General features: G+C 60.7%; 16 protein-coding genes and 3 pseudogenes. 10 read left to right on the forward strand and 9 right to left on the reverse strand.

Annotated features, from left to right (window positions below):
• Window positions 1-137 precede the first annotated feature (137 nt).
• The gene (locus tag FA04_RS25030) at window positions 138-1,487 is read left to right on the forward strand and encodes a lipopolysaccharide biosynthesis protein (RefSeq protein ID WP_234798781.1); all 1,350 of its coding nucleotides are present in this window, start codon (window positions 138-140) and stop codon (window positions 1,485-1,487) included.
• Between the two features lie 351 nt (window positions 1,488-1,838).
• On the opposite strand, the gene FA04_RS25035 is transcribed toward FA04_RS25030, so the two are convergent.
• Window positions 1,839-3,971: a GumC family protein gene (locus FA04_RS25035; RefSeq protein WP_034798302.1), complete on the reverse strand. Its 2,133-nt coding sequence runs from the start codon at window positions 3,969-3,971 to the stop codon at window positions 1,839-1,841.
• 326 nt (window positions 3,972-4,297) lie between these two features.
• Window positions 4,298-5,758: a pectate lyase family protein gene (locus tag FA04_RS25040; RefSeq protein ID WP_051659422.1), complete on the reverse strand. Its 1,461-nt coding sequence runs from the start codon at window positions 5,756-5,758 to the stop codon at window positions 4,298-4,300.
• A 271-nt stretch (window positions 5,759-6,029) separates the two neighbouring features.
• Between FA04_RS25040 and FA04_RS25045 the strand changes: the two genes are divergently transcribed.
• Together FA04_RS25045 and FA04_RS25050 are read left to right on the forward strand one after the other, a co-directional pair.
• Window positions 6,030-7,235, forward strand: coding sequence for a glycosyltransferase family 4 protein (locus FA04_RS25045; protein ID WP_034798304.1), 1,206 nt, complete (start codon window positions 6,030-6,032; stop codon window positions 7,233-7,235).
• A 31-nt stretch (window positions 7,236-7,266) separates the two neighbouring features.
• On the forward strand, window positions 7,267-8,112 hold the full coding sequence (locus tag FA04_RS25050; RefSeq protein WP_034798306.1) for a sulfotransferase family protein: 846 nt from the start codon (window positions 7,267-7,269) through the stop codon (window positions 8,110-8,112).
• Between the two features lie 9 nt (window positions 8,113-8,121).
• Here the strand turns inward: FA04_RS25050 and FA04_RS25055 are convergent, their stop codons facing one another.
• The 3 genes from FA04_RS25055 to FA04_RS25065 all read right to left on the reverse strand — a co-directional run bounded on the left by FA04_RS25055 (window position 8,122) and on the right by FA04_RS25065 (window position 11,560).
• The gene (locus FA04_RS25055) at window positions 8,122-9,306 is read right to left on the reverse strand and encodes a TCR/Tet family MFS transporter (protein WP_034798367.1); all 1,185 of its coding nucleotides are present in this window, start codon (window positions 9,304-9,306) and stop codon (window positions 8,122-8,124) included.
• A gap of 519 nt (window positions 9,307-9,825) precedes the next feature.
• The gene (locus FA04_RS25060) at window positions 9,826-10,896 is read right to left on the reverse strand and encodes a GGDEF domain-containing protein (RefSeq protein WP_234798782.1); all 1,071 of its coding nucleotides are present in this window, start codon (window positions 10,894-10,896) and stop codon (window positions 9,826-9,828) included.
• A gap of 214 nt (window positions 10,897-11,110) precedes the next feature.
• Window positions 11,111-11,560: a winged helix-turn-helix transcriptional regulator gene (locus tag FA04_RS25065; RefSeq protein WP_034798308.1), complete on the reverse strand. Its 450-nt coding sequence runs from the start codon at window positions 11,558-11,560 to the stop codon at window positions 11,111-11,113.
• A gap of 95 nt (window positions 11,561-11,655) precedes the next feature.
• On the opposite strand from FA04_RS25065, the gene FA04_RS25070 reads away from it, so the two are divergent.
• The 5 genes from FA04_RS25070 to FA04_RS35315 all read left to right on the forward strand — a co-directional run bounded on the left by FA04_RS25070 (window position 11,656) and on the right by FA04_RS35315 (window position 19,146).
• Window positions 11,656-12,921: an MFS transporter gene (locus FA04_RS25070; protein ID WP_034798310.1), complete on the forward strand. Its 1,266-nt coding sequence runs from the start codon at window positions 11,656-11,658 to the stop codon at window positions 12,919-12,921.
• 261 nt (window positions 12,922-13,182) lie between these two features.
• Window positions 13,183-14,811 carry a sensor histidine kinase gene (locus tag FA04_RS35305; protein ID WP_167550718.1) on the forward strand — a complete coding sequence of 543 codons (1,629 nt, stop codon included), beginning with the start codon at window positions 13,183-13,185 and terminating at the stop codon, window positions 14,809-14,811.
• Entirely contained in the window at window positions 14,808-16,802 is a 1,995-nt protein-coding gene (locus tag FA04_RS35310; protein ID WP_051659425.1) for a response regulator, read from the forward strand. The genes FA04_RS35305 and FA04_RS35310 overlap by 4 nt, the downstream gene beginning before the upstream one ends.
• 158 nt (window positions 16,803-16,960) lie before the next feature.
• A complete protein-coding gene (locus tag FA04_RS34435) occupies window positions 16,961-19,006 on the forward strand; it encodes a PAS domain S-box protein (RefSeq protein WP_167550719.1) in 2,046 nt (681 codons plus the stop codon).
• Window positions 19,003-19,146: a hypothetical protein gene (locus FA04_RS35315; protein WP_156553069.1), complete on the forward strand. Its 144-nt coding sequence runs from the start codon at window positions 19,003-19,005 to the stop codon at window positions 19,144-19,146. Before FA04_RS34435 ends, FA04_RS35315 begins: the two co-directional genes overlap by 4 nt.
• Before the next feature lie 281 nt (window positions 19,147-19,427).
• Here FA04_RS35315 and FA04_RS35960 read toward each other — a convergent pair.
• A pseudogene (locus FA04_RS35960) lies at window positions 19,428-19,910 on the reverse strand (hypothetical protein); the annotation flags it as partial.
• A 104-nt stretch (window positions 19,911-20,014) separates the two neighbouring features.
• On the opposite strand from FA04_RS35960, the pseudogene FA04_RS35320 reads away from it, so the two are divergent.
• A pseudogene (locus FA04_RS35320) lies at window positions 20,015-20,248 on the forward strand (ATP-binding protein); the annotation flags it as partial.
• On the opposite strand, the gene FA04_RS36420 reads toward FA04_RS35320, so the two are convergent.
• From FA04_RS36420 to FA04_RS25100, 3 genes are read right to left on the reverse strand one after another with little or no spacing between them, the layout of a single operon-like run.
• Entirely contained in the window at window positions 20,220-20,345 is a 126-nt protein-coding gene (locus FA04_RS36420; protein WP_257785209.1) for a hypothetical protein, read from the reverse strand. The pseudogene FA04_RS35320 and the gene FA04_RS36420 overlap by 29 nt on opposite strands.
• A gap of 21 nt (window positions 20,346-20,366) precedes the next feature.
• Complete coding sequence (locus tag FA04_RS25095; protein ID WP_034798314.1) at window positions 20,367-20,870, reverse strand: GNAT family N-acetyltransferase; 504 nt, start codon at window positions 20,868-20,870, stop codon at window positions 20,367-20,369.
• Between the two features lie 3 nt (window positions 20,871-20,873).
• Window positions 20,874-21,173 carry a type II toxin-antitoxin system TacA family antitoxin gene (locus tag FA04_RS25100; protein ID WP_034798315.1) on the reverse strand — a complete coding sequence of 100 codons (300 nt, stop codon included), beginning with the start codon at window positions 21,171-21,173 and terminating at the stop codon, window positions 20,874-20,876.
• A gap of 158 nt (window positions 21,174-21,331) precedes the next feature.
• Here FA04_RS25100 and FA04_RS34445 point away from each other — a divergent pair.
• A pseudogene (locus tag FA04_RS34445) lies at window positions 21,332-21,526 on the forward strand (transposase family protein); the annotation flags it as partial.
• Between the last annotated feature and the right edge of the window lie 2 nt (window positions 21,527-21,528).

Consider the following 21,528-nt stretch of genomic DNA (forward strand, 5'->3'; position numbering starts at 1 on the left):
TGCATATGGATAAGTAATTTAAATTTTCCCAGAAACAGGGAAACAAATTTTTCTCGCAGCACGAGAACACTAAAACACATATTAGCATTCTTCCATGAAACAGCCGTAATTGCAACCTCGAAGCAGGATGTGATTTTGTGACATTATTGGAATCACTACTAAAAAAGATAAGAAAGTATCGTTTAGCCTGGCAGGCGGAGACGGATCTCCACGGACGGCTCAAGAACATTGCGCACCTGCTGACCGGCAACTTCGCCAGCGCGTTCATCGGACTGGCGGGTTTTGCCTTGACCGCGCGAGCGCTCGGGCCTGCCGACTATGGCCTATTGGCGCTGTCGTTCGCCTACACACGTGGTATCGAGCGGTTTGTCAGCTTCCGTTCGTGGCAGCCGCTCATTAAATACGGGGCAAGGGCCCAGCAAGCAGGAGAGACCGACGATCTCAAGGCATTGTTCAAGTTCGGCCTAATGATCGATCTCGCCACCGCATTGGTCGGATGGGGCTTGGCGGTGCTAATCGTCCTCGTTGCCGGACCGCTTTTCGGCATTTCCGAACAGATGAGCCGTTTCGTGCTCATCTACTGTGCAGTCCTGCCCTTTCAGGTGACGGGCATGCCAACGGCAGTCATGCGCCTTTACGGCCGGTTCACGATCCTCGCTTATGGGCAGGTGGCCGCGAGCCTCCTTAGAGCACTGTTGTGTCTCGCTGGCGTTTATCTCGGCTGGGGGCTGTTCGAGTTTATGCTACTTTGGATGGCATCACAAATCGGCAGCAGCCTGAACAGGATGTTTTGGGCTATTCGAGAGCTGTACAAGCAGGGCCTGCATGACGTTATGTGGGCTCCTCTTCGTGACATCAGGGACCGTTTTCCCGGATTTTGGAGCTTTTCGCTGTCGTCCAATTTGGCGCTCATCATTCAGGCCTGCGCCTTCGAGTTCGATACGCTGCTCGTCGGCTATCTCGCCGATCCAGGCTCGGCCGGCCTTTATCATATCGCCAAGCGAGTGGCCAAGATCGCCCAGCAGGCTGGCGAACAGGTTCAGGCGGTGCTCTACCCGGATCTTTCGCGCGTGTGGGCCACGGAAGGGATCTCCGAATTCCGCAAGACCGTGCGCCAGACCACTTTGCTGCTGTTTGCGTTCGGCGTGTGCGGCCTGATCGTTGCGAACCTGACCATCGAATGGGTTCTACGCGTGACGGCAGGGGCCGGTTTCGAAGCTGCCGCCCCACTAGTCGAGGTGCAGTTCCTCGCCGTCGTCGTCTTCCTGTGCGGCCGAACCCTTTACTCGGCGTTGCTCGCCATGGGAAACGAGAAGACCCTACTCAAGAGCGCTGTTTCCGGCGGTCTTCTTTTCTGTGGCACGGCCACACTTCTCATTCCAGCTATCGGAGCGGTAGGCGCCAGTGTGGCTCACATTTTGATGTCTACTCTCTGGTTTGTACAGATGTCGCTGGCCTACCGCCGGGGACTTGCCACCAAACTGTGACATCTCAGCGCCCGCGCCCATTCTGTCGTCAGCGATCCGACAACAATTTGCCGCTCGCCCGATCAACTGGCCCTCAGTTCCTTGAGAATTGGAACCACATTCAAGCACCGATAATGCTCGGAGGATGAGATGCGCATGCCCCTCGCGACGCATTCAGGGCGGGCCGGCAATTCGTGGGCCAAGCCATGCAAAGGCGTGATAGCCGGCGATGCCCCACGTTACGGTGGCAGCTCCTCGCCCGAGCGTACCGGCTTTCCCGCCACCAAAACCGTTTTCACCCCTTCTAGGGGGGTGAGGGCCCTAGATTTCTTTTGACGCTGACGAGGAGTCTTCCGCGCCCTTCCGGTTCCGTCACTCCGAACGGTCGCAGTAGTTCATGACGTTGCCGAGAATAACCGCATGGTTCAGCGAAAGCCGTTGCTGGACATTGGCGAGTTGGCGATCGGTCGTGACGCCCGAGCGGCAGACCAGAATGACGGAATCGACGTGCGACGCGAGCCAGATCACGCCTTCGTTTTCTTCAACGGCCGGCGCGTCGACGATGATCAGATCGTAGCTGTCACGCAGTTCGGCACAAAGGACATCGAGGTTCATCAGGCCCGGCCGCACCGAAATGAACTCAAGGTGGGGATAGGCCGGCGACGTCGCGATCCGGCTCTTGATATCGACCTTGCCTTCGAGCGGCGCCGTGATCGCGGTATCCTTGGTGTTGGCACCGGCAATGTTCGGCGCGCTCTGCGCAGACATGTCGAGGTCGATGACGATCGGGCGCAGTCCGTCGACCTTTGCCATTGTCGCCATGCCGAGCGCGACTGTGGTCTTGCCGTCTCCGAGCGCCGGCGAGCACAACATCACCACCTTGCCGCCCGCCTCATGGTCGATCGTGAGCCAGGCCATGCATAGCGTGCGCATGGCGGTCGCCGCCGGTGACTCCGGATTGTTCAGCATGTAGTGATAAAAGGCCGACGAATTCCGCAAGCGCTTGCGCATATCGGGGACACTGGCAAGGTTCGGACGGTTGAGCAGTTGCTCGGCGTCGCGCGGCAGGTACAGCCTGCTCTCCAGCGAGTCCGAAATGATCACCCCGACGACCGCGAGCAGAACGGCCCCGATGCTGCCGGCGACGATCACCAGCGTGTTGTTCGGGAACGTCGGCTTCGTCGGCACTTCCGCATAGGACGCGATCCGTGCGGTTGGCTTGTACTCGCCTCTTTCGGGATTGAGCGCACCCAGCCTGAGCACGATCTGGTCGTAGATCGCCTGTTCCGACTGAAGGTCGCGGGCAAGTTCACGCCGACGGATTTCGGCAAGGTTGCGCCCCTGGACCTTGTCCTGCAGCGCGCTCAGTTCCGTCTGGAATTTTTCGGCGCGCACCGTTGCCACCTTGGCGTTGTTTGCCAGCTCGTGCACGAGGCGCTGCGCCTCGTTGCCGATCATGGTGCGCACGGACTCAAGCTCGTTCGTGGCGTCGAGGACCAGCGGGTGGTTCTTGCCGAACTTGGCGCCGAGCTGCGCACGCGTGCGCTCGAGCCGCGCCTCTTCACCACGCAACTGGTCAAGCTGCGTCGAGGTCAACGCACCGCCGGCCAATTCCTTCCCGTCGGAAGACACCAACTGCTTGGCCTCGTTGTATTTCGCAACCGCGCCGGCTTCCTCGACGCGCAAGGTCACATATTGCTCGTTGAGCTGCAGCATGCGGGCTCTTAGAACATCATCCTGCGGATCGAAGGTCAGGTCGCTGTCGCGGGCAAAGGCGGCGATATCGCGCTCCATGCCGGCAATTCGGGTCGCGCTGTTGGCCATCTCGCCGCGCAGATACGCAACCGTGTTGTTCGTGGCCTCTTCGGTCTTTTTCGCCGTCCAGGAGAGATATTGCTCGGCGAGTGCATCGGCGATCGTGGCCGCCTTCAAGGGGTTCGATTGCACCACGCGGATCGTCAGCGCGAGGCTTTCCCCGGTACGGGTGACGACATAGGAGTTCAGCAGCGTCGAGATGGCGCGGTTGCGCTGCACATTTTCCGAGATCAGCCGCTCCTTCTGCGTGCTCTCTGCCGGCGCACCGAAAATGAACTCGGAGATGTTGGCGAAGAACGACTGCAGGAACGTCTCGTGCTCGCTGCGGGTTTCAGGCAGGTAAGTGTTGAAATCGGGATCGTTGACCAGGTTGAGCGCATCGACGACGACGCCCACGAAGACACGCGAGCGGATCACGTCCAGCTCCGTTTCCATCACCGACCGGTCGCGTTCGAGCTTGCGCAACTCGACCTGCGCCTCGTAGGGGCGGACGTCGTTGCGGTCGAAGACGATGGCCGAAGCTGCGGTATAGGAGCGCGGCAGCAATGCGGCCGTCAGCAGCGTCGCAAGCAACGCAAACCCCAGCAGCGAGAAGAAGATCACGCGATACCGGCGGAAAAGCTCGACCAGATCGCGGATGCCATATCCGCGTGGCGCAACACGCGCCTCCCGATACTGAACCGCAGGCATTTGGCCTCGCCCTGGAGGCGCTTCGACTTTGCGATCGATGGTCAGCATGAGAGCCCTAACATATAAATTTGATAGAAATACCTGCCGTCAAAGAACTGTAGCCACGCTCACACAGAATCCGCGCGGCAAAAGGCAACGCCACGCAGGTAAATTACTGACATAGAAATAACATTCAAATTTAGAAAACTATATTATACCGCGTCCGGAAGAGCAATAGTTGGTTGCCGCCGGACCACGGAACGATTTGACCTCCATGGTTGCGACAAACATGCTCGTGCACGTCCGACAATTACGGGCCGGCGCAGAAGAGAAACCGTAGGCCACCTCTAGTTCGGGTAGCGACCCGCAATCCGCTCCTGCGACAACCATTCCATGAACTGATCGAAGCGCGTGCCCCCACCGGTCGAGGCAGGCTCCCAGGCGTCATTCACACCGACGACGCCGCCGAATTTTTCCTCCACGCTATCGGCCATGCCATCGCCGTCCTCGTCGGCATAGGCATCTGCCTCTTTAATCGCGGGGATCTCGCCGGGCGCAACCACCATGCGCCCTGCTCCCCTCTCGCCTTGTGCACCCATATCCTTGATCCAGGCGACATCGAGATCGTCGCGGGGAAACGCACCGGACTGGCCGCGAACCTCTTCATATGCCTCACCGGCTGCAAGGAGCGTATCAACCGCCAAGGGGCAAGGCGGGCGGTTCACCACGAATTGGTCTGTTCCTGGCGAAAGCAATTGAAGCGACTTGGATGGCGGCGCCCACAACTCGTTGCCGCTCTCGTAGATCTGCGGCTGGCCGGCGCTTTCGACATTCTGCCACTTTATTGCGTAGGTTTTCTCGACCGTGCTCGGACCCGCCTTGAAGTAGTTGCCGACATAGGAAATCGGCGTGCCGCCCGGATACTGCGAGAACACCTCGCCCCACTCGGAACGTGCATTGAAGAACACGTTGTTGACAATCTCGATGCAGGATTTTCCGTAGTGGTTGTTGTCGGGATTCCGGTCATTGTTGGAAATGCAGGCGTTCCGCCAGAAGGTGATGTTCTGCGGGACTCTGGGATCGGCGCCGAGAAGGGTGCACTTGCTGTGCTTGTTCAGCCCCTCGGCAAAGATCGAATTCGCGATGGTGATGTCGGTCGTGTTGGAATAGGTGCTGACGTTCTCGTCGGTCGCCCAGGACATCGACGTATGGTCGAAATAGACGCGCTGGCTGTTTTCGATCACCGCCGCATGGACGTTCTTGACGGAGTTCGGCAGCCGCGGCCGAATGCGCAGATGCCGGACGATCACGTCGTGCGTCTGCTTGGCAACAAGCGGGGTATGCCTCAGTTCGTCATTCGTCTGGTCGATGGTCAGCAAAATGCCGCCACCCGGCGCCGTCTGCCCGAGGATCGAGACCGAGTTGTTATCCTCGCCGATCACTAGCGAGGATTTGAGCTGGATGATGCCGGAAACGCGAAACACGCAATTTCGTGCCCCAGTCGCCTCGATGCATTCGCGCAGCGTGCCCGGGCCGGAATCCTCAAGGCTCGTCACCTGGATGATGCGGCCGCCGCGGCCGCCCTGCGCCATCTTGCCGTGCCCTTCGGCACCGGGAAACGCCACCATCTGCGGCTCGGTGGCCGAAGCCGCAACACCCAAGAAGGCAGAAAGCAGGGCAAGCGTGCGCGCACCATGCTGAAAAGCCTTTGCGCGTCGAGTCTGTTGCTGGAAAGACCGAGAACCGAAATGGCCGGCCGACCGCGGCGCACGTGGTGATGTGCGCGGCATGACAATCTCAATCGGCATACAGTTTACTCCCAAAGCCTTTTGGCGGGCCCCGCTCCAGAAGCTTTAAAACGCTCGTGCAGGGCAATTCATTCCGCCCTATATCGTCAATCAAAAGAATATGTTTCGCGCAATTCGGGGCGAAGCTTTCCACTTTTGTTATAGTTCGTCAATTCGATTTATTTGCATCACCCGAATTAGGTATATAACTCGCGCTTTTGACCTCTCGAAGTAGCATTGAGACGGTGCTACAGTCTTGCGAATATTTAGTTTACTTTCGGGACCTTGTTTCGTGTCTCAAAAAGCAATTACCGTCGGATTTCCATTTTCGGGTGATGACATCGGGGGGAGCCATATTTCCGCGCTCAACCTCATATCGTCGTTTGACAGGGACCGGATAACCCCCATCGTCTTCGTGCATCATCCGCGTAAGGCGCTTTCCAGATATCTGGACGAAAACAAGATCGACTATGTCACGATCGAGGACATCGACATCCTCTCGCCGCAACGGGATCGTCGTTTCGCGACGCAATCATTCTCGGCGCTGCGCTATCCGATCTCGATGGTGAAGATCATCAAACTCCTGAGACGGCACAAGATCGACATCGTGCACACCAACGACGGCGCGATCCATACCACCTGGGCGCTTCCAACCTACTTGGCCGGCGCCAAACTTCTGTGGCACCACCGCGGCGACCCCCGCGCCCGGGCGGTCAACATGCTTGCGCCGCTTCTTGCCAAGCACGTGGTCACGGTTTCGCGATTTGCGCAGCCGGCAAAGCCGTTGCTCCCGCTTGAGGGGCGTATCTCGGTACTGCACAGCCCCTTCCGGCATCCGGATCAGGTCCCCGATCGGGAGGAAAGCAGGCTCGCGCTGGTGCGCGAACTCGGCCTGCCGGAGGAGACGCGGTTCGTCGGCTACTTCGGGCTTCTCAACGAGCGCAAGCGCCCTCTCCGTTTCGTCGAGGCGGTGCACGCCTTTCACCGCAGCAATCCGGATTTCCCGATAGCCGGCCTGCTTTTCGGCGCACCCGAACAGGCAGGGCCGCGGCTCGACCTTGAGACAGCAGAACGCGCGCGCGCGCTCGGGATCGCCGACAAGATCCACCTGATGGGATTTCGCCATCCTGTCGCGCCCTATATGTGCGCCGTCGACATTCTCCTCGTGCCGGCCATGAGCGAGCCGTTCGGCAGAACGCTCATCGAAGCCATGATGTACGGCACTCCGGTCGTCGCCACCAATCACGGCGGAAATCCGGAGGCGATCGAGAACGACGTGACCGGTTTTCTCGTCGAGCCGGAAAATCCAGAGGCTTTCGTCGCCCCGATGGAGCGCCTGCTGAAAGACCGCAACGAGTGGCAACGCATCAGCGAAACGGCGCGCACCTCGACGCTGGCCGCCTATGGCATCAAGCCCCATGTCGACGGCATCGTCAGCATCTATCAGCGAATTCTCGGAAAGCGGCCGTCCGACATCCCGGCGCGAGCCGCGCATTGAGACCACCGTCAGCGGAAAGAAAGAGAACGACATGCAGCTCTCGGATATCGATTTCCTGATCATCGGCGCCGCCAAGAGCGCGACCACCTGGCTACAGCAATCACTGCAGCAGAACCCGTCCGTCTACATGCCGGATCCCGAGCTCCACTTCTTCAGCCGCAACTTCGAAAAGGGTGACGGCTGGTATCTGGGACAATTCGAGCCCAAACCTGAACAGACCATCGTCGGCGAGAAATCCAACTCCTACCTCGACGAGCCGGAAGCAGCTGCCCGCATCAAGAAGGCGCTGCCGCGCGCACGGCTGATCGCGCAGCTGCGCAATCCCGTCGACCGCGCCTATTCCGACTACTGCATGCTCTATCGCCGCGGGGAAGTTGGCACCGACATCACCCGGTATCTCGATCCGCGCCAGGCAAAGGGCGGACGTTTCCTGGTCGGCGGTCTCTATTGCCGCCAGCTCGAAGCCTATCTCGATCTGTTTCCAGCAGAAAACCTGCAGGTTCTCCTCTATGAGCATATGCGCCAGAACCCGCAGGCGCATCTCGACGCGGTCAGAGGCTTTCTGCAGCTGTCGTCGCCGCTTTATCCGGTCGTCAACAAAGTCAAGGACAAGACGGTGCCTGTCGTGCCGCCGAAGCTGCGCCGACTTCTTCAGCCGCTAAAGCCGATCGCGGCACCGTTCCGCAGCAACCCCATCGTGAAGGGCCTGCGCTCGATGGTCGCCCGCGAACTCGACTATGTGCCGCTTCCGACGGATCTGCGCAACCGGCTGGTCGAATTCTACGCGCCGGAAACCGAAAGGCTCGGCGCGCTTCTGAAGCAGGACCTTTCAGGCTGGCTGCAGGCGGCCGCCGATAGCGCGCGACCAGCGGCCTGATGCAGGCGCCTAGCCCTCGGCGCGCCGCCCAAATCGTAAGAACAGAACGAGCGGTACGGCCACCAGATAGACGGCGACGACCGACAGCCAGATGGCGCCTGGCCATTCCTGCCTGAAGACGAAATAGAAGCTCGAGAATCCGAGCGGACTGGCAATCGATGCCAGGCTTACCGCCGACGCCAGCACGCCCTGAAACTGGCCTTGCTGGGTCTCATCGACCTGTCGAGTTGCAAAGGACTGCAAGGCCGGCGCGCCGATGCCGCCAAGAACGAATACCGGCATGATGGCGAAGATCATCCAGCCTTCCGTCGCGAATGCCATGACGACCAAGCCAACGCACGCGCCGGCAACACCTGTCAGGATCGTCGCGCGTTCGCCGAGCCTTCTCACCGCTGGCCCTGGGAGGAAAACCTGGGCAAGGGCCTGGCAGACCCCAAAGGCGCCGAGTGAAAGACCGATCCACAGCCCGTTCCAGTGAAAGGCATCGCTGCCCCACAGCGCCCAGCAGGTGCTGCAGGCCTCGCCGGTCGCACTGAAGGTGAGGAACAGAACGACGATTGGCATCAAGCCCTTGGACGAGAAAGCCCAGCGGAGCGGACGGAGCGGATTGAGCGCGGCCAGGTCGATCTTCTCCCGGCCGGGAATGCGCGATTCCGGCAAGACGAAGAGCGCCAGCAGCAAATTGCAGGCGTTGAGGATAGCGGCTGCAATAAAGGGCAGCCGCAAGCCGTGGTCGCCGAGGATGCCGCCCAGCACCGGGCCGACGATAAAGCCGATGCCGAACATGGCGTTGAACAGGCCGAAACGGCGGGCGCGTTTCTCCTCCGGCGATATGTCGGTGATATAGGCGGTCGCCACCGCCAGGTTGGCGCTTGTCAGGCCGGCGATCGCGCGGCCTGCGAAAAGCATCCAGAGATTGGAAGCGAAAGCCAAAAACAGGTAGTTGATGGCGGCTCCGCCAAGAGAAAGCAGCAAGACGGGCCGCCGGCCGATGCGGTCGCTGAGGGCACCGAGCACCGGTGCAAACACGAACTGCATCACTGCATAAAGGGCCGCCATTGTGCCGATGAGCGGCGCGACGTCGTCCGTCTGCGTGAGCTCCTTAAGCAGCGACGGCAGAATGGGAAAGATCAGTCCGATGCCGACGGCATCGAGGATAATGGCAGCAAAAATGACGATAAGCGGCTTCTTCATGGTGAGGGGTGTGGTCATGGCACGCTCCGGTAGACGCGAGGGTGCGACACCGCCAGGCGCCAATGGCTCGCGAGCAGGGGCTGACGAAATGTCAGATATCTGGTTTCTGGGAGACGCTGGCCGATCCGCGCCGAAATAGGCGGGGATGGCATGTACTCGACCGCCTGGACGCCAATTCGTCCACCTGTTTACTCCGCCATTGAGCGGATCAAGGGAAGCGGTCGCTTTTCGCGACGGGCAATATTTACGTCAGATAGCCGCACGCCGCAATCCCTACCTCCGCGCACGCCTATAACAAGAGATTAAACTCCACTATTGCGCTTGGCTCTGTGGCCCGCTATCCCGGTGCCCAGCGCCGGGCACCGGCCGCTCATCGCCCGTGGCCCGCCGAACCAAATCATGGAGAATTCGACGCTCGACCGATCGGGTCATCGCCGTCCCATGTTGATGGAAGGGCACCCCGGTCCTTTCACTGATTTGGAGGCCAGGAGGCCGCACTTTTCCCGGCACGGCCGCCACCTAGGCAACCTGCGCGTCGGGCTCTGCGTCCGTGGCCAGCACGACCGTATTCCTACCCATGCGCTTGGCTTCATAAAGCGCGTCGTCTGCTTTCTGCAGCAGTCGCTCAAGCGTCGTATCCGCGGCGATCGCCGACGCTGTCCCGAGGCTCGCGGTCACGCAGCCATCGGTCAGGCCGCGATGCATGATGCGCAGCCCTTCGATTGCAGTCCTGATCCTCTCTGCCATCGCCAAAGCCTGCAGCGGCTCCCGTCCAGGCGCCAGCACCAGTATCTCCTCCCCGCCGAAACGGAAGACGAAAGCGGCCTCGTCGACGGCGGCGCGGATGCACTGCGAGACTGCGCGGATGCAGGCGTCACCTTCAATGTGGCCATGAACGTCGTTGAACCGCTTGAAGTGATCAATATCGAGCAGGATCGCCGAAATTGCCGTCTCCCCCGGCGCTTCGTTCCACAGCATGCCGCCGATCCGCGCCAGCGACCGGCGGTTCAATAGCCCCGTCAGTTCATCCCGTTCAGCGTTGCGTTCGAGTTGCTGGCAAAGGAGGCTGCCTCTCAACTGATTGAGAAAATTCTGCCGGTCCTTCTGTTCCAGAAAATAGGCACTCCCCGCCAGGAATATCGACAGCGTCAGATAGAAGGTGATGATGCCGGAATAGGTTACGTCGTCGAAGGCGCCGGTCAGGTGCGTCGTGGTGAAGTGCGACCCGCACATCAGCGCAAGCCCCGAAAGAACGGCAAAGAAACGCGGCCGGAGCGCGATGACGAAGAACAGGAAGGCAGCGGAATTGCCGTTCTGGTAGACGAAAAGGTAAGGGCTGGCGCTCTGCGTGGCCACGGCCATCGGCAGGGTCACGCCCAGCACCGCAATCGCCACCGCCAGGACATCGTAAAGACGGGCATCCGGCCAGCGCCGCACCGCCAGGATGCAGGCGATAACGAAGGGCGTGAACACCAGGAAGCGAACGGTAAACAACCCGGTGAAGACATCCGGCAACATGGTGTGGTCGCCGAAATAGACGAGATCGTAGATAAAGATACCGATCACGCCCCAGATTGCGGCGAGCCGCACGCGCTCTGCCGCATAGTCCTTGCGGAAGAGTTCTTCTATTTCGGGCGAAAAATGCAGATAGCGCGATCTGGCCTTCTACCTGGTCTAGCGTCACAACGCCCATCGCCTATTTCCACTGCGGAAAGACTCGGCACTGATTAGCAGAGAAAGCTGAATATTCGTCTAAAGTTAGAACGGTTCACTGCCCCGGCGCGCGGGCCGGCCTGAAGCGACATCACGCCTCGGGAACCTTGATCAGCACCGTCCCTGCCGCATCGATCGGCCGGCCATCCTGCGTGCGGATATCGAGCTTAACCGGCAGGCCCGTTTCCTTCTCGACTAGTAACGAATGCTCCTCGCCGGGCTGGAACAAGTGCCTTTCGCCGAACTGCCGCAAGGCGACCATGACCGGGAAGAGGTCGCGGCCCATCACCGTCAACTGGTACTCGACCCTCGTTTTCGCCTCGCCTGCCGGAACCGTTTCGAGAATGCCGCGCTCGACAAGCGTTCTCAGGCGGTCCGTCAAGATGTTCTTGGCAATGCCAAGGCTCTTCTGAAAATCGCTGAAGCGGCGGACGTCATCGAACGCATCGCGCACGATCAGCAGCGACCACCAGTCACCGATCGCATCCAGTGATCGCGCGCTGGGGCAATAGTCTTCCTTCAGCCGTCTGCGGGCCACCATGCATGATCTCCATTTGGATTTTTGGTTGCATTATGAAACCAAAATGATATCCATTCCTTGGTTTCATTATTAAACCAAAACAAGGAACACGTCCAATGGATGGTAAAATTGCTGCAGCGCCGGCTGGCGCTGCAAACGAAGTCTCGTGCCCGGAAGGCAGCGCCCGCCCGGCATCGCGGCTGACGCGTCCGATGATGACGCTCTTTGCCTTCGCCGCTGGCCTCGCAGTCGCCAACGCCTATTTCGCCCACCCTTTGCTCGACGTGATGGCCGCCGATCTCGATCTGTCGGAAACCGGCGCCGGCCTGATCGTCGGCGCGACCCAGCTCGGCTACGCGCTCGGCCTGATCCTGCTTGTTCCCCTCGGAGACCTTTTCGATCGCCGCAAGATCATCATCTTTCAGTCGCTGCTGTCGGTCGCAGCCCTTGGCTTCGTCGCCCTTTCAGCCAGTGTCGAAATGCTCATGGTCTCCATCGCCGCAGTTGGCATGCTTGCTGTCCTCACGCAGGCGCTGGTGGCCTATGCGGCCAGCCTCTCTCATCAGGCGGAACGGGGTCGGGTGGTCGGATTTGTCACCAGCGGCATCGTCATCGGCATTCTTTCGGCTCGCGCCGTCGCCGGATTTCTGACCGATCTGGCCGGCTGGCGGGCGGTCTATATTGTATCCTCTGTGCTCACCTTTTTGATCGCTCTGTTGCTTTACAAGCTGCTGCCGGATCAGCAGCGGGAAACGAGCAAGCTCAGCTATCTCCGCCTCGTCGCCTCCACCTTCACGCTAATCGCCCAGGAGCCGGTTCTGCGCGTCCGTGGCATCATCGCCATGCTGATCTTCGCCAATGTGACGACGCTGCTCACCCCGCTTGTCCTGCCGCTGAGCGTGCCGCCCTTTTCACTATCGCATACCCAGGTCGGTCTCTTTGGGCTGGCAGGGATTGCCGGAGCACTTGCGGCCTCTCGCGCCGGACACTGGGCCGATCTCGGATTTGGTCAGCGCACGACCGGCATCTCGCTGGCGTTGATGCTCGCTGCGTGGTTGCCGATTTCGCTGCTGGACCAATCGCTCCTGTGGCTCGTTGCCGGCGTCCTCGTCCTCGACTTCGGCCTTCAGGCCGTGCACGTGACGAACCAGGCATTTATCTATCGCGTCCGTCCGGAAGCTCAGAACCGGCTCACAGCCGCCTACATGCTCTTTTATTCGCTCGGCAGTGCGCTCGGATCGTCCTTTTCTACCATCGCCTATGCCTATGGCGGATGGCATGGCGTCTGCCTGATGGGCGCGGCACTCAGCCTCATAACCCTACTGTTCTGGTTGATGACGGAACCCGCAGGTCCGCAAGGCGGCGCGATGCTGAACGGCTAGTTCGCCACCACCCGCACTGCGCATGGCCGCCCTCGGCGGCAGGCGGTCATGCTCTTGGCCCGCCAGCCCTCCTCCGCTTCGCCAGACGTCTCGACATCACTCTCGCCGACCCTACGGAACCCTTCCCCAAACCGGGCGTTTAGGTTGCTTGAGCGTCATCTATCGGGGATCAACGCAATGTCAGACGCCGAAAACACGTCCGACAGCGATGTAGTAGCCAAGGGAAATGTGTGGCCGGCATCTCACGACGAGATGCGGTCGTTGATCGACAACTTTGACTGGTCCCCGACCCCTCTCGGACCGATGGAGAATTGGTCGCCGACGCTGAAGATTATGATCCCCTTCCTCCTGCGCAACCGGTTTCCGCTCCTGCTGTGGTGGGGGCCACAGTATGTCTCGATCTACAACGAGGCCTATCGCCCTGTGCTCGGCGCCAAACACCCCTGGGCACTCGGCAAACCGGTCAGCCAATGCTGGAGCGAGATCTGGCATGTCTTGAAGCCGCTGATCGATACGCCCTTCCATGGCGGCCCTGCCACCTGGAACGATGACATCGAGCTCGAAATCAATAGACACGGCTTTCTGGAAGAAACCCATTTCACCATCGCCTACAGCCCCGTGCCGGACGAAACCGCAGAAAACGGGATCGGCGGCGTGCTCGCCACTGTCACCGAAATTACCGAGAAGGTGATCGGCGAGCGCCGTATCGTCGTCCTTCGGGACCTTGCGTCTCGCTCGGGCGATGCACGATCGCCCGACGAGGCCTGCGCGATCGCAACGGAAACATTCAAGACGCACGAACGAGACGTGCCCTTCGCCCTTCTCTACCTCGTGGAGCCCGGCCGCAAACGAGCAAGGCTTTCCGGATTGGCAGGCCTTAAGCCGAATCACGCGCTGTGCCCGGCAGAGGTAGAGTTGGCGCTAAAGGACAGTTCCGCAGGCTGGTATTTCGGTGCCGACCTGAAACCCATGCTTGTCGATGATCTCGGACGCCGTTTCCCGCCGTCCGCGAGCAAAAACCATCCCAATCTACCACATACGGCAGCCGTGCTTCCGTTGCCCGCGGCCAATGCCCGCGATGCCGCCGGTTTTCTCGTGGTCGGCTTCAATCCTCGCCTGAAGCTCGACGAGCACTACCACGATTTCTTGCATCTCATGCGAGCGCAGATCGCCAGCGCCATCGCCAATGCCCAGTCCTATGAGGACGAGCGTAAACGTTCCGAGGCACTCGCGGAGATAGACCGGGCGAAAACCGTCTTCTTTTCCAATGTCAGCCATGAGTTCCGTACGCCGATCACGCTGATGCTCGGTCACATCGAGGACCTGCTGGCCCGTAGCGGAGCGCGTCCGGACGATCACGACCGTCTGCTCATTGCCCATCGCAACTCGCTGCGCCTGCTCAAGCTGGTCAACATGTTGCTTGAATTCTCGCGCATCGAAGCCGGGCGCCTGCAAGCACGCTTCGAGCCGACGAACCTTGCAACGACGACGGCAGAGCTTGCCAGCGCCTTTCGATCGGCGATGGAAATGGCCGGGCTGAACCTGACCGTCGATACGCCGCCGCTGCCAGAACCGGCCTATGTCGATCGCGAGATGTGGGAGAAAATCGTCCTCAACCTCCTCTCCAATGCCCTCAAATTCACGCTCAGGGGCGATGTCGCCGTCAAACTCGCGGACGATGGCGACAATTTCGTCCTGACGGTCCGCGATACCGGCATCGGCATTCCTGCCAACGAGATGCCCCGCCTTTTCGAGCGCTTCCATCGCGTCGAAGGCGCAAGGGGTCGCAGCCAGGAGGGCTCAGGCATCGGGCTCGCCTTCGTCCAGGAATTGGTGAAACTTCATGATGGAACGGTCTCAGCCGAAAGTCGCCTCGACGAAGGCACGTGACAATCCCCAAAGGCAGTCGTGCTCCTGCGCAGCACCGCAACGGCAATGGCGAGGATCGCTCGTCGAGGACCGTCGGCGCCGCGCCGTTCGTGGAGGAGGCGCTGCGATGGCTGCCAGATCATCCGTCCTCGGATGCGGGTCTGCCTGAGGTCGACCCGGCGCCGCATCCGCCGGAAAAACGAAACGGCAGCCGCCGAACCCTGCTGGTCGTCGATGACAACGCCGATATGCGCGACTACCTACGCCGCCTTCTCAGCGCGCAATACGATCTCAAGATCGCCGGCAACGGCGAAGACGCGCTCGCCGCCGTCGGGTCGCAAAAGCCGGACCTGATCCTCACGGACATCATGATGCCAGGCTTCGATGGGATCGAACTGCTCAGGCGCCTGCGCACGGACGCGCGTACCAACACCGTGCCGGTCATCGTTCTGTCGGCGCGAGCCGGTGAGGAGAGCCGTATCGAGGGCATGCAGGCGGGCGCCGACGACTACTTGATCAAGCCCTTCAGCGCACGCGAGCTTTTGGCCCGGATCGAGGCGCACCTGAAGATGTCGCAGTATCGCATGGAAGCCGCGGAGACCCTGCGCGCGAGCGAAGAGCGTTTCCGTGCTCTGGTCACCGCGAGTTCGGATATCGTCTACCGCATGGGTCCCGACTGGCACGAGATGCGGTTTCTGCAAGGCAAGGACTTCGTTGCCGACACGGACGAGCCAAGCGACAGTTGGCTCGAAACTTACATTCCGCCTGAAGACCAGACGCTGATGCTGATGCTCGCGCGCATCGGCGATGCCATCGACAACAAGGCCGCTTTCGAAATGGAGCACCGGGTCATTCGTCGCGACGGCGGCCTTGGATGGACCCATTCGCGCGCCATACCGATGCTCGACAGCAACGGGGACATCGCCGAGTGGTTCGGTGCGGCGCGTGACATCACCGACCGCAAGCGGGCTGAAGAGACCCGGAAACGTCTGCTCAGCGAACTCAGCCATCGGGTCAAGAACATGCTCGCGTCGGTCCAGGCGATCGCGCAGCATACGTTGCGCTCGGCCAAGAACCCCGCCGACTTTGCCGCCAGCTTCAGCGGACGCCTGCAGTCAATGTCGCGCATGCACTCGCTTCTGACCCGAACGGCTTGGGAAGGGGCTGACCTCGGCGACATCATTCGCGATCAGCTCTTGTGGGGAACTGCCGACGAGCGTCGAGTCACGACCTCCGGTCCACCCGTGCGATTCGATGCGCAGACGGCAACGCATATGGCGATGGTCCTGCACGAACTCGGGACCAACGCAGCAAAACACGGTGCGCTTTCCTTAAGCAATGGAACTGTGTCGATCGATTGGAACGTGAGCGGCAATGCGCTTTGTCTCAACTGGACAGAACAGGGCGGACCACCACTCAAGACGCCGCTCAGTCCAGGCTTCGGCACCAGCCTGATCGAGAAGGTCGCGACGGGCGGCGGCGGAAGCGCCCGCCTGACGACCGAGGCAGATGGCATGCGCTGGGAAGTGCGGCTGCCGCTCGAAGCCCATGTTCCGCCAAGTACCCTGTCGGACTTGGAGGAGCCTGTGAGAGAAACGCCGGCGGCCAACGCCCCGGCCGCGTCGACGAAGCTGAAGGGAAAGCGAATATTGGTGGTTGAGGATGAAGCGCTGATCGCCTTCGAAATTGCCGCGATTCTCGAGGAAGAGGATGCTGAGGTCGCCGGCCCGGCCGCGACACCCGGCGATGCGCTACGTCTGATCGACGAGATGACGCTGGATGCCGCGCTGCTCGACGCCAATTTGCGCGGCCAACCGGTTGACGCGATCGCCGCTGCGTTGGCCGACAAGAAAGTCCCCTTCGTCTTCGTATCCGGCTACGGTCGCGAGGCTCTGCCCCCGGGCTTTGCCGACACCGCTCTGCTGGCAAAGCCGTTCAACCCTCGACAATTGCTCGAGGCCGCTGCCCTGCTCGTCGCCGAGCCCAAGTCCATCCTTCGTTTTCGGCACTGAGGGACCGCGCTTGATCGAGCCTTCTTTCCTTCGGAAACCGTTGCATTTCGGCTCGCTTGCGTTAGCTTTTCAGAACGCGCCGCAAAGCGGCGGCGGCCTTTCGCAACGTGTGGCCATCACCGATGCGGTTCCACTTCGGGTTCGTGGGAGCGATCAATATGCTGGTCGACAATAGTAGCGCGAACGCCTCCGAACAGTCCAATCGCGAGAGCGAGGCGCGGTTCCGCGAGATCTTCGAAAACGCCGGCGTCGCGGTGTGGGAGCAAGACTTCTCCGCAGTCTGCGATCTGCTGGATCAGCTTCGCTCGGATGGCGTCGAGGATCTGCGCGCCCACCTGAAGGCTCACCCCAGCCGCCTGGACGAAGCAATCGCGCAGGTGCGTATCGTCGACGTCAATCCTTTCACCGTGGAACTGTTCGAGGCCACCGAGAAGGACGAGTTGCTGCGTTCACTCTCGAACGTTTTTCTGCCGGAGACGACGCCGATCTTCCTAGAAGAACTGATGGCGCTCTGGCAGGGCCAGAGGCGCTTCGGCAGCGAAGCCGTCGTGCAGACGCTGCGCGGGCGGCGGCTGGATGTGGTCTTCACTGTCACGTTTGAAGGCGCACGCTGCGAACGCACCTATGTCAGCATCCTCGATATTTCCCAGCGCAAAGCCGCCGAGCGTCGCTTGCGGGCGGTCGACCGGATAGCCAAGGCAATCGCCAGCAACCTTGATCTCGATCACATAGTTCAGACGGTGACCGACGCCGCCACCGAGCTTGCCGGGGCGAAGTTCGGCGCCTTCTTCTACAATCTCGCCGACCCGGACGGCGAGCGTTACACGCTTTACACCCTGTCAGGCGTACCGCGCGCGGCCTTCGAAAATTTCCAGTTGCCCCGCAACACCGCCGTGTTCGAGCCTACCTTTCGCGGTCTCGGCATCGTGCGCTCCGACGACATCCGAACCGACCCGCGCTACGGACAGTCCGCACCACATTTCGGCATGCCGGAGGGGCACCTGCCAGTGGCAAGCTACCTCGCGGTTCCCGTGGTTTCACGGTCCGGTGATGTTCACGGCGGGCTCTTCTTTGGCCATGATCTCCCTGGTGTCTTTACCGCCGAGACCGAGGCGACGGTTACCTCGATCGCCGCACATGCTGCGATCGCCATCGACAACGCCCATCTGCTCAAGGCAGCGGAACATGAGCTGGCGATCCGCCGCGCGACGGAACGCGCGGCCCAGCAACTGGCGGCGATCGTCGAATCCTCGGAAGATGCGATCCTGTCGATAGATCTGGACGGCATCATCACCAGTTGGAACATCGGCGCCGAGCGCCTTTACGGCTACACGGTAGAAGAAGCGGTCGGCAGCCCGGTCACGCTGTTGATCCCGGAGGAACGCCTCGGCGAAGAACTGGAGATCCTGTCAAAGGTTCGTGCCGGCCAGCGCGTCGACCACTTCGAAACCTTCAGGCAGCGCAAGGATGGCGGGCTCATCCCGATATCGCTGCGGATCTCGCCGATCCGCGACAATGCCGGCGAGGTCATCGGCGCGTCGAAGATTGCCCGCGACATCAGCGAGCGCCGGCAGGCCGAGCAGCAGAAGGACCTGCTGATCCAGGAGATGGCGCACCGGGTGAAGAACCTGTTCATGGTTTCGAGTAGCGTCGTGTCGCTGAGTGCCAAGGCCGCCGCATCCGCCGAAGAGCTGGCGTCTGCCGTCGTCGCGCGGTTAGGGTCGCTGGCGCGCGCACACGTGCTCACCTTGCCGACGCCCGATCGTGATGGCGCAAGCGAAGGCCGAGCGAACCTGCAGGCGCTGCTTTCGACATTGCTTTCGCCCTATGACGGCGAAACGCCACAGGGACTTCGCCGGGTCACGGCGCGAGGCTGCGATTTTGGCATCTCGCGCGCTGCGATTACCGGCTTTTCGCTGGTCGTGCACGAGTTCGCCACCAACGCCGCTAAGTACGGCGCCCTCTCGACCGCCACCGGTTCCCTCGACATCGAATGCATCGATCGCGGCGAGACCCTGGAACTCAAATGGACCGAACAGGGCGGGCCTCAGGTAACCCAGACCGAGACCGAGGGCTTCGGCACCAAGCTCGCCAAGCTGACGATCGAAAGGCAGTTCGGTGGCGAAATTCTCCGCCAGTGGCACTCGGAAGGCCTGATCATACGCCTGATCGTCCCCAAGGACCGCCTGCAGCCGCCGGAGTGAGGAGCGCCTTTCAGGCGGCAAGCGCCATCGACGGCCGTGTGCACGTCATTCCGGCTTGCGGCCACTACGTTCCACTGGAGCGGCCGTCGGCGCTGAATGCCATCCTTGCGGGCGTGACCGGCTCTTTTGCCCTTGCCTGATCTGCGTTATCTTTTCCTGGCGGATTAAACGCCAAAAAGCCCGCCGGATTTCTCCAGGCGGGCTTTTTTGTGATTTGGTTGCGGGGCAGGATCTAATCTTCACTTGCTCCCGAGCAAGTGAAGCCGACGTCGATCATAACTTGCAATCGACGCCAGCAAAGATGGTGGCGGGAGGGCACAACCATCGTTACTGGCGATCGAGTGGTGGCGGACATTTGCGTGTCGACGTGGCACCACACGCGCAGGAAGCGGCACCCGAAGGATGCAGTTTTCTTTCAGGCTTATTCCGAGCAGCTGTGTAGGCATTTATGATGAGCCTCGTCGCCAAATCCAATCACGCATGGCATGAACTGATTATTGGGTCCCTCACTTCTCACAGCCAAGTGGTCGTTGTTCGACACAAGGTAGGCCAACGGGCGCATCAGCTTGAACGGGAAATGCACGGGTGGCGATTGCAGACTGGCAATTACCAACGGCCGGCCTGCGTTCCGCGTGGCTGCCTCGATTAGCCACACCGTAAGTTCGTCGTTGTCCACACTGTCGGGAGCCAGACGAAGGACACGTTTGCCCTTTTCAATCCGCTCCACGGCCCCCCAGCTTGGATGACCAAATTGGTCATTCGACACGTGCCTTCGCGCTCGCCGTAGATTTCGCTCATGCGCCGGTGGACTTCTGCTGACGTGCAATCGCTTTGAAGGGCAGATAAGCGCCCGTTCCGTTCGGCAACCTTGCCGAAGAAGGGAATAAGTGGCAACGGCCATACCTGTTGGTTTTCACGCGGAACTGAGCCGGTTAGGCGCCTAATTTCCATTGAGGATTGAGCCATGTGAACCTTCCCTCAACGCGGAGAGCCACGAGGGCAACGGAGTCCACCAACCTCAGCTTCAGCGAATGGGCCACGGTCTTCGGTGACGCCAAGATAACCGCTTTGCTCGACCGCCTGACCACCGTCGCCATATCATGGAAGCCGCAAAACGACAGCTTCCGCTTCAAGGCTAGGTCGGCCGCCGCCGCACAGAAAAGAGGAAAAAAGCTCAGTTCCGCGTGGAAACCGACCGGCTTATCCTTACCTTTCATAAGAAGACGTTCACCGGCTGGGTGATCCCAAGCTCGACCCGCGGTATGAAGCGGTGCGTGTGTTTGCTGCGGAAGTCATCTGATTGATCCTTCGCGGTGAGATATTCCTCTTCTTGATTCATCGATATTCTATTCTGCTTGGCTCACGCCTCGGCCAGCGACGCCGCGACATCGGCAATCGAGCGGAAGAGGACAAGTGGATCGTCCTTCGACGGCAAGAAGCCACGCCGTTGCCAGAAACCGGCAGCTTCATCATCCACGGCATTGACCATCAGCGCTCGCCCGCCCACCAGACCGGCCGCCTGGACGCAACGCTGCAGCGCGTGTTTGACGAGACCCGTCCCAATCCCCTGCCCCGCCCATCCGGTATCGGTGGCAAGCTGGCCAAGAAGAAGGCACGGAACCGGATTGGGCGGCTGGCCTGTGCGAATCGAGCGCGGCATGACCGACGGCACCACGGCCGTCGGCGCCAGACCATAATAGCCGACGACGCGCCCCGCCTCATGGACGACCAAAATGGCGGTGAAGCCCTTCTGCTGATTGGAAAGCGCGCGCGTCTTCAGCCAGTGATCGAGCGTCGGCTTGCCGCAAGAGAATTCAGACACATCATGCGCGGCGGTAAGCGGTTCGGGAGTGGATAACGCCACGACTTACCGCTTCGGCTCGTAGCCGGCTTCCCATGGTGCGGGCCGTTTCGCCAACTCGACCATTTCGGGAGCAGGCGCTGCCGGGGCGGCGAGAACCTCCATGAACGCATCGAAGCCTTCCGGGCTCATACGGATCAGGCTTTGCTCCATCACGACCTCCTCGGCCGCGCGCACGGCGGCATCGCGCACGAAGTCGGTGCGCGAGCGGCCGCGCAGCGACGCCGCACGATCGATCATCGCGACATCCGCTTCCGGCAGTCGCATCGAGATGGGGTGTTCCTTGCGTTCCGCTGTGGTGGCCATGAGTCGTCTCCTTTGAAGGCAAGATAGTGGATTGTATTGTAATTAGCAATACAATAGTATCATCCCCATGTTGAGCGATCACGAAACAGCGGCGTCGACACGACCGACCATCGGTTCGGGCGCGCGTAGGTTATTTCGCTATGCCCTCGCGCGCGGCTGTGATCAGTGATCATGGCACGGAGTTCACTTCGAACGCCATGCTGGCCTGGAGCGAAGAGAAAGGCGTCGCCTGGCACTTCATCGCTCCCGGCAAGCCCATGCAAACCGGCATCTGTGAAGCCTTTAATTCAAAGATGAGGGACGAACTCCTGAACGAGACACTGTTTTTCGGCCTCGATCACCGCACGGCCATCCG

Origin of the sequence: Ensifer adhaerens, from assembly GCF_000697965.2 — a bacterium.
GTDB classification, from domain to species: Bacteria; Pseudomonadota; Alphaproteobacteria; order Rhizobiales; family Rhizobiaceae; genus Ensifer; species Ensifer adhaerens.

Bases quoted from the DNA above. Each gene is read 5' to 3' on its own strand.
- FA04_RS25040 (WP_051659422.1), bottom strand. From the start codon at position 5,758: ATGCCGATTGAGATTGTCATGCCGCGCACATCACCACGTGCGCCGCGG.
- FA04_RS25055 (WP_034798367.1), bottom strand. From the start codon at position 9,306: ATGAAGAAGCCGCTTATCGTCATTTTTGCTGCCATTATCCTCGATGCC.
- FA04_RS34435 (WP_167550719.1), top strand. From the start codon at position 16,961: ATGCTGGTCGACAATAGTAGCGCGAACGCCTCCGAACAGTCCAATCGC.
- FA04_RS25035 (WP_034798302.1), bottom strand. From the start codon at position 3,971: ATGCCTGCGGTTCAGTATCGGGAGGCGCGTGTTGCGCCACGCGGATAT.
- FA04_RS36420 (WP_257785209.1), bottom strand. From the start codon at position 20,345: ATGAATCAAGAAGAGGAATATCTCACCGCGAAGGATCAATCAGATGAC.
- FA04_RS25065 (WP_034798308.1), bottom strand. From the start codon at position 11,560: ATGGTGGCCCGCAGACGGCTGAAGGAAGACTATTGCCCCAGCGCGCGA.
- FA04_RS25050 (WP_034798306.1), top strand. From the start codon at position 7,267: ATGCAGCTCTCGGATATCGATTTCCTGATCATCGGCGCCGCCAAGAGC.
- FA04_RS25100 (WP_034798315.1), bottom strand. From the start codon at position 21,173: ATGGCCACCACAGCGGAACGCAAGGAACACCCCATCTCGATGCGACTG.
- FA04_RS25070 (WP_034798310.1), top strand. From the start codon at position 11,656: ATGGATGGTAAAATTGCTGCAGCGCCGGCTGGCGCTGCAAACGAAGTC.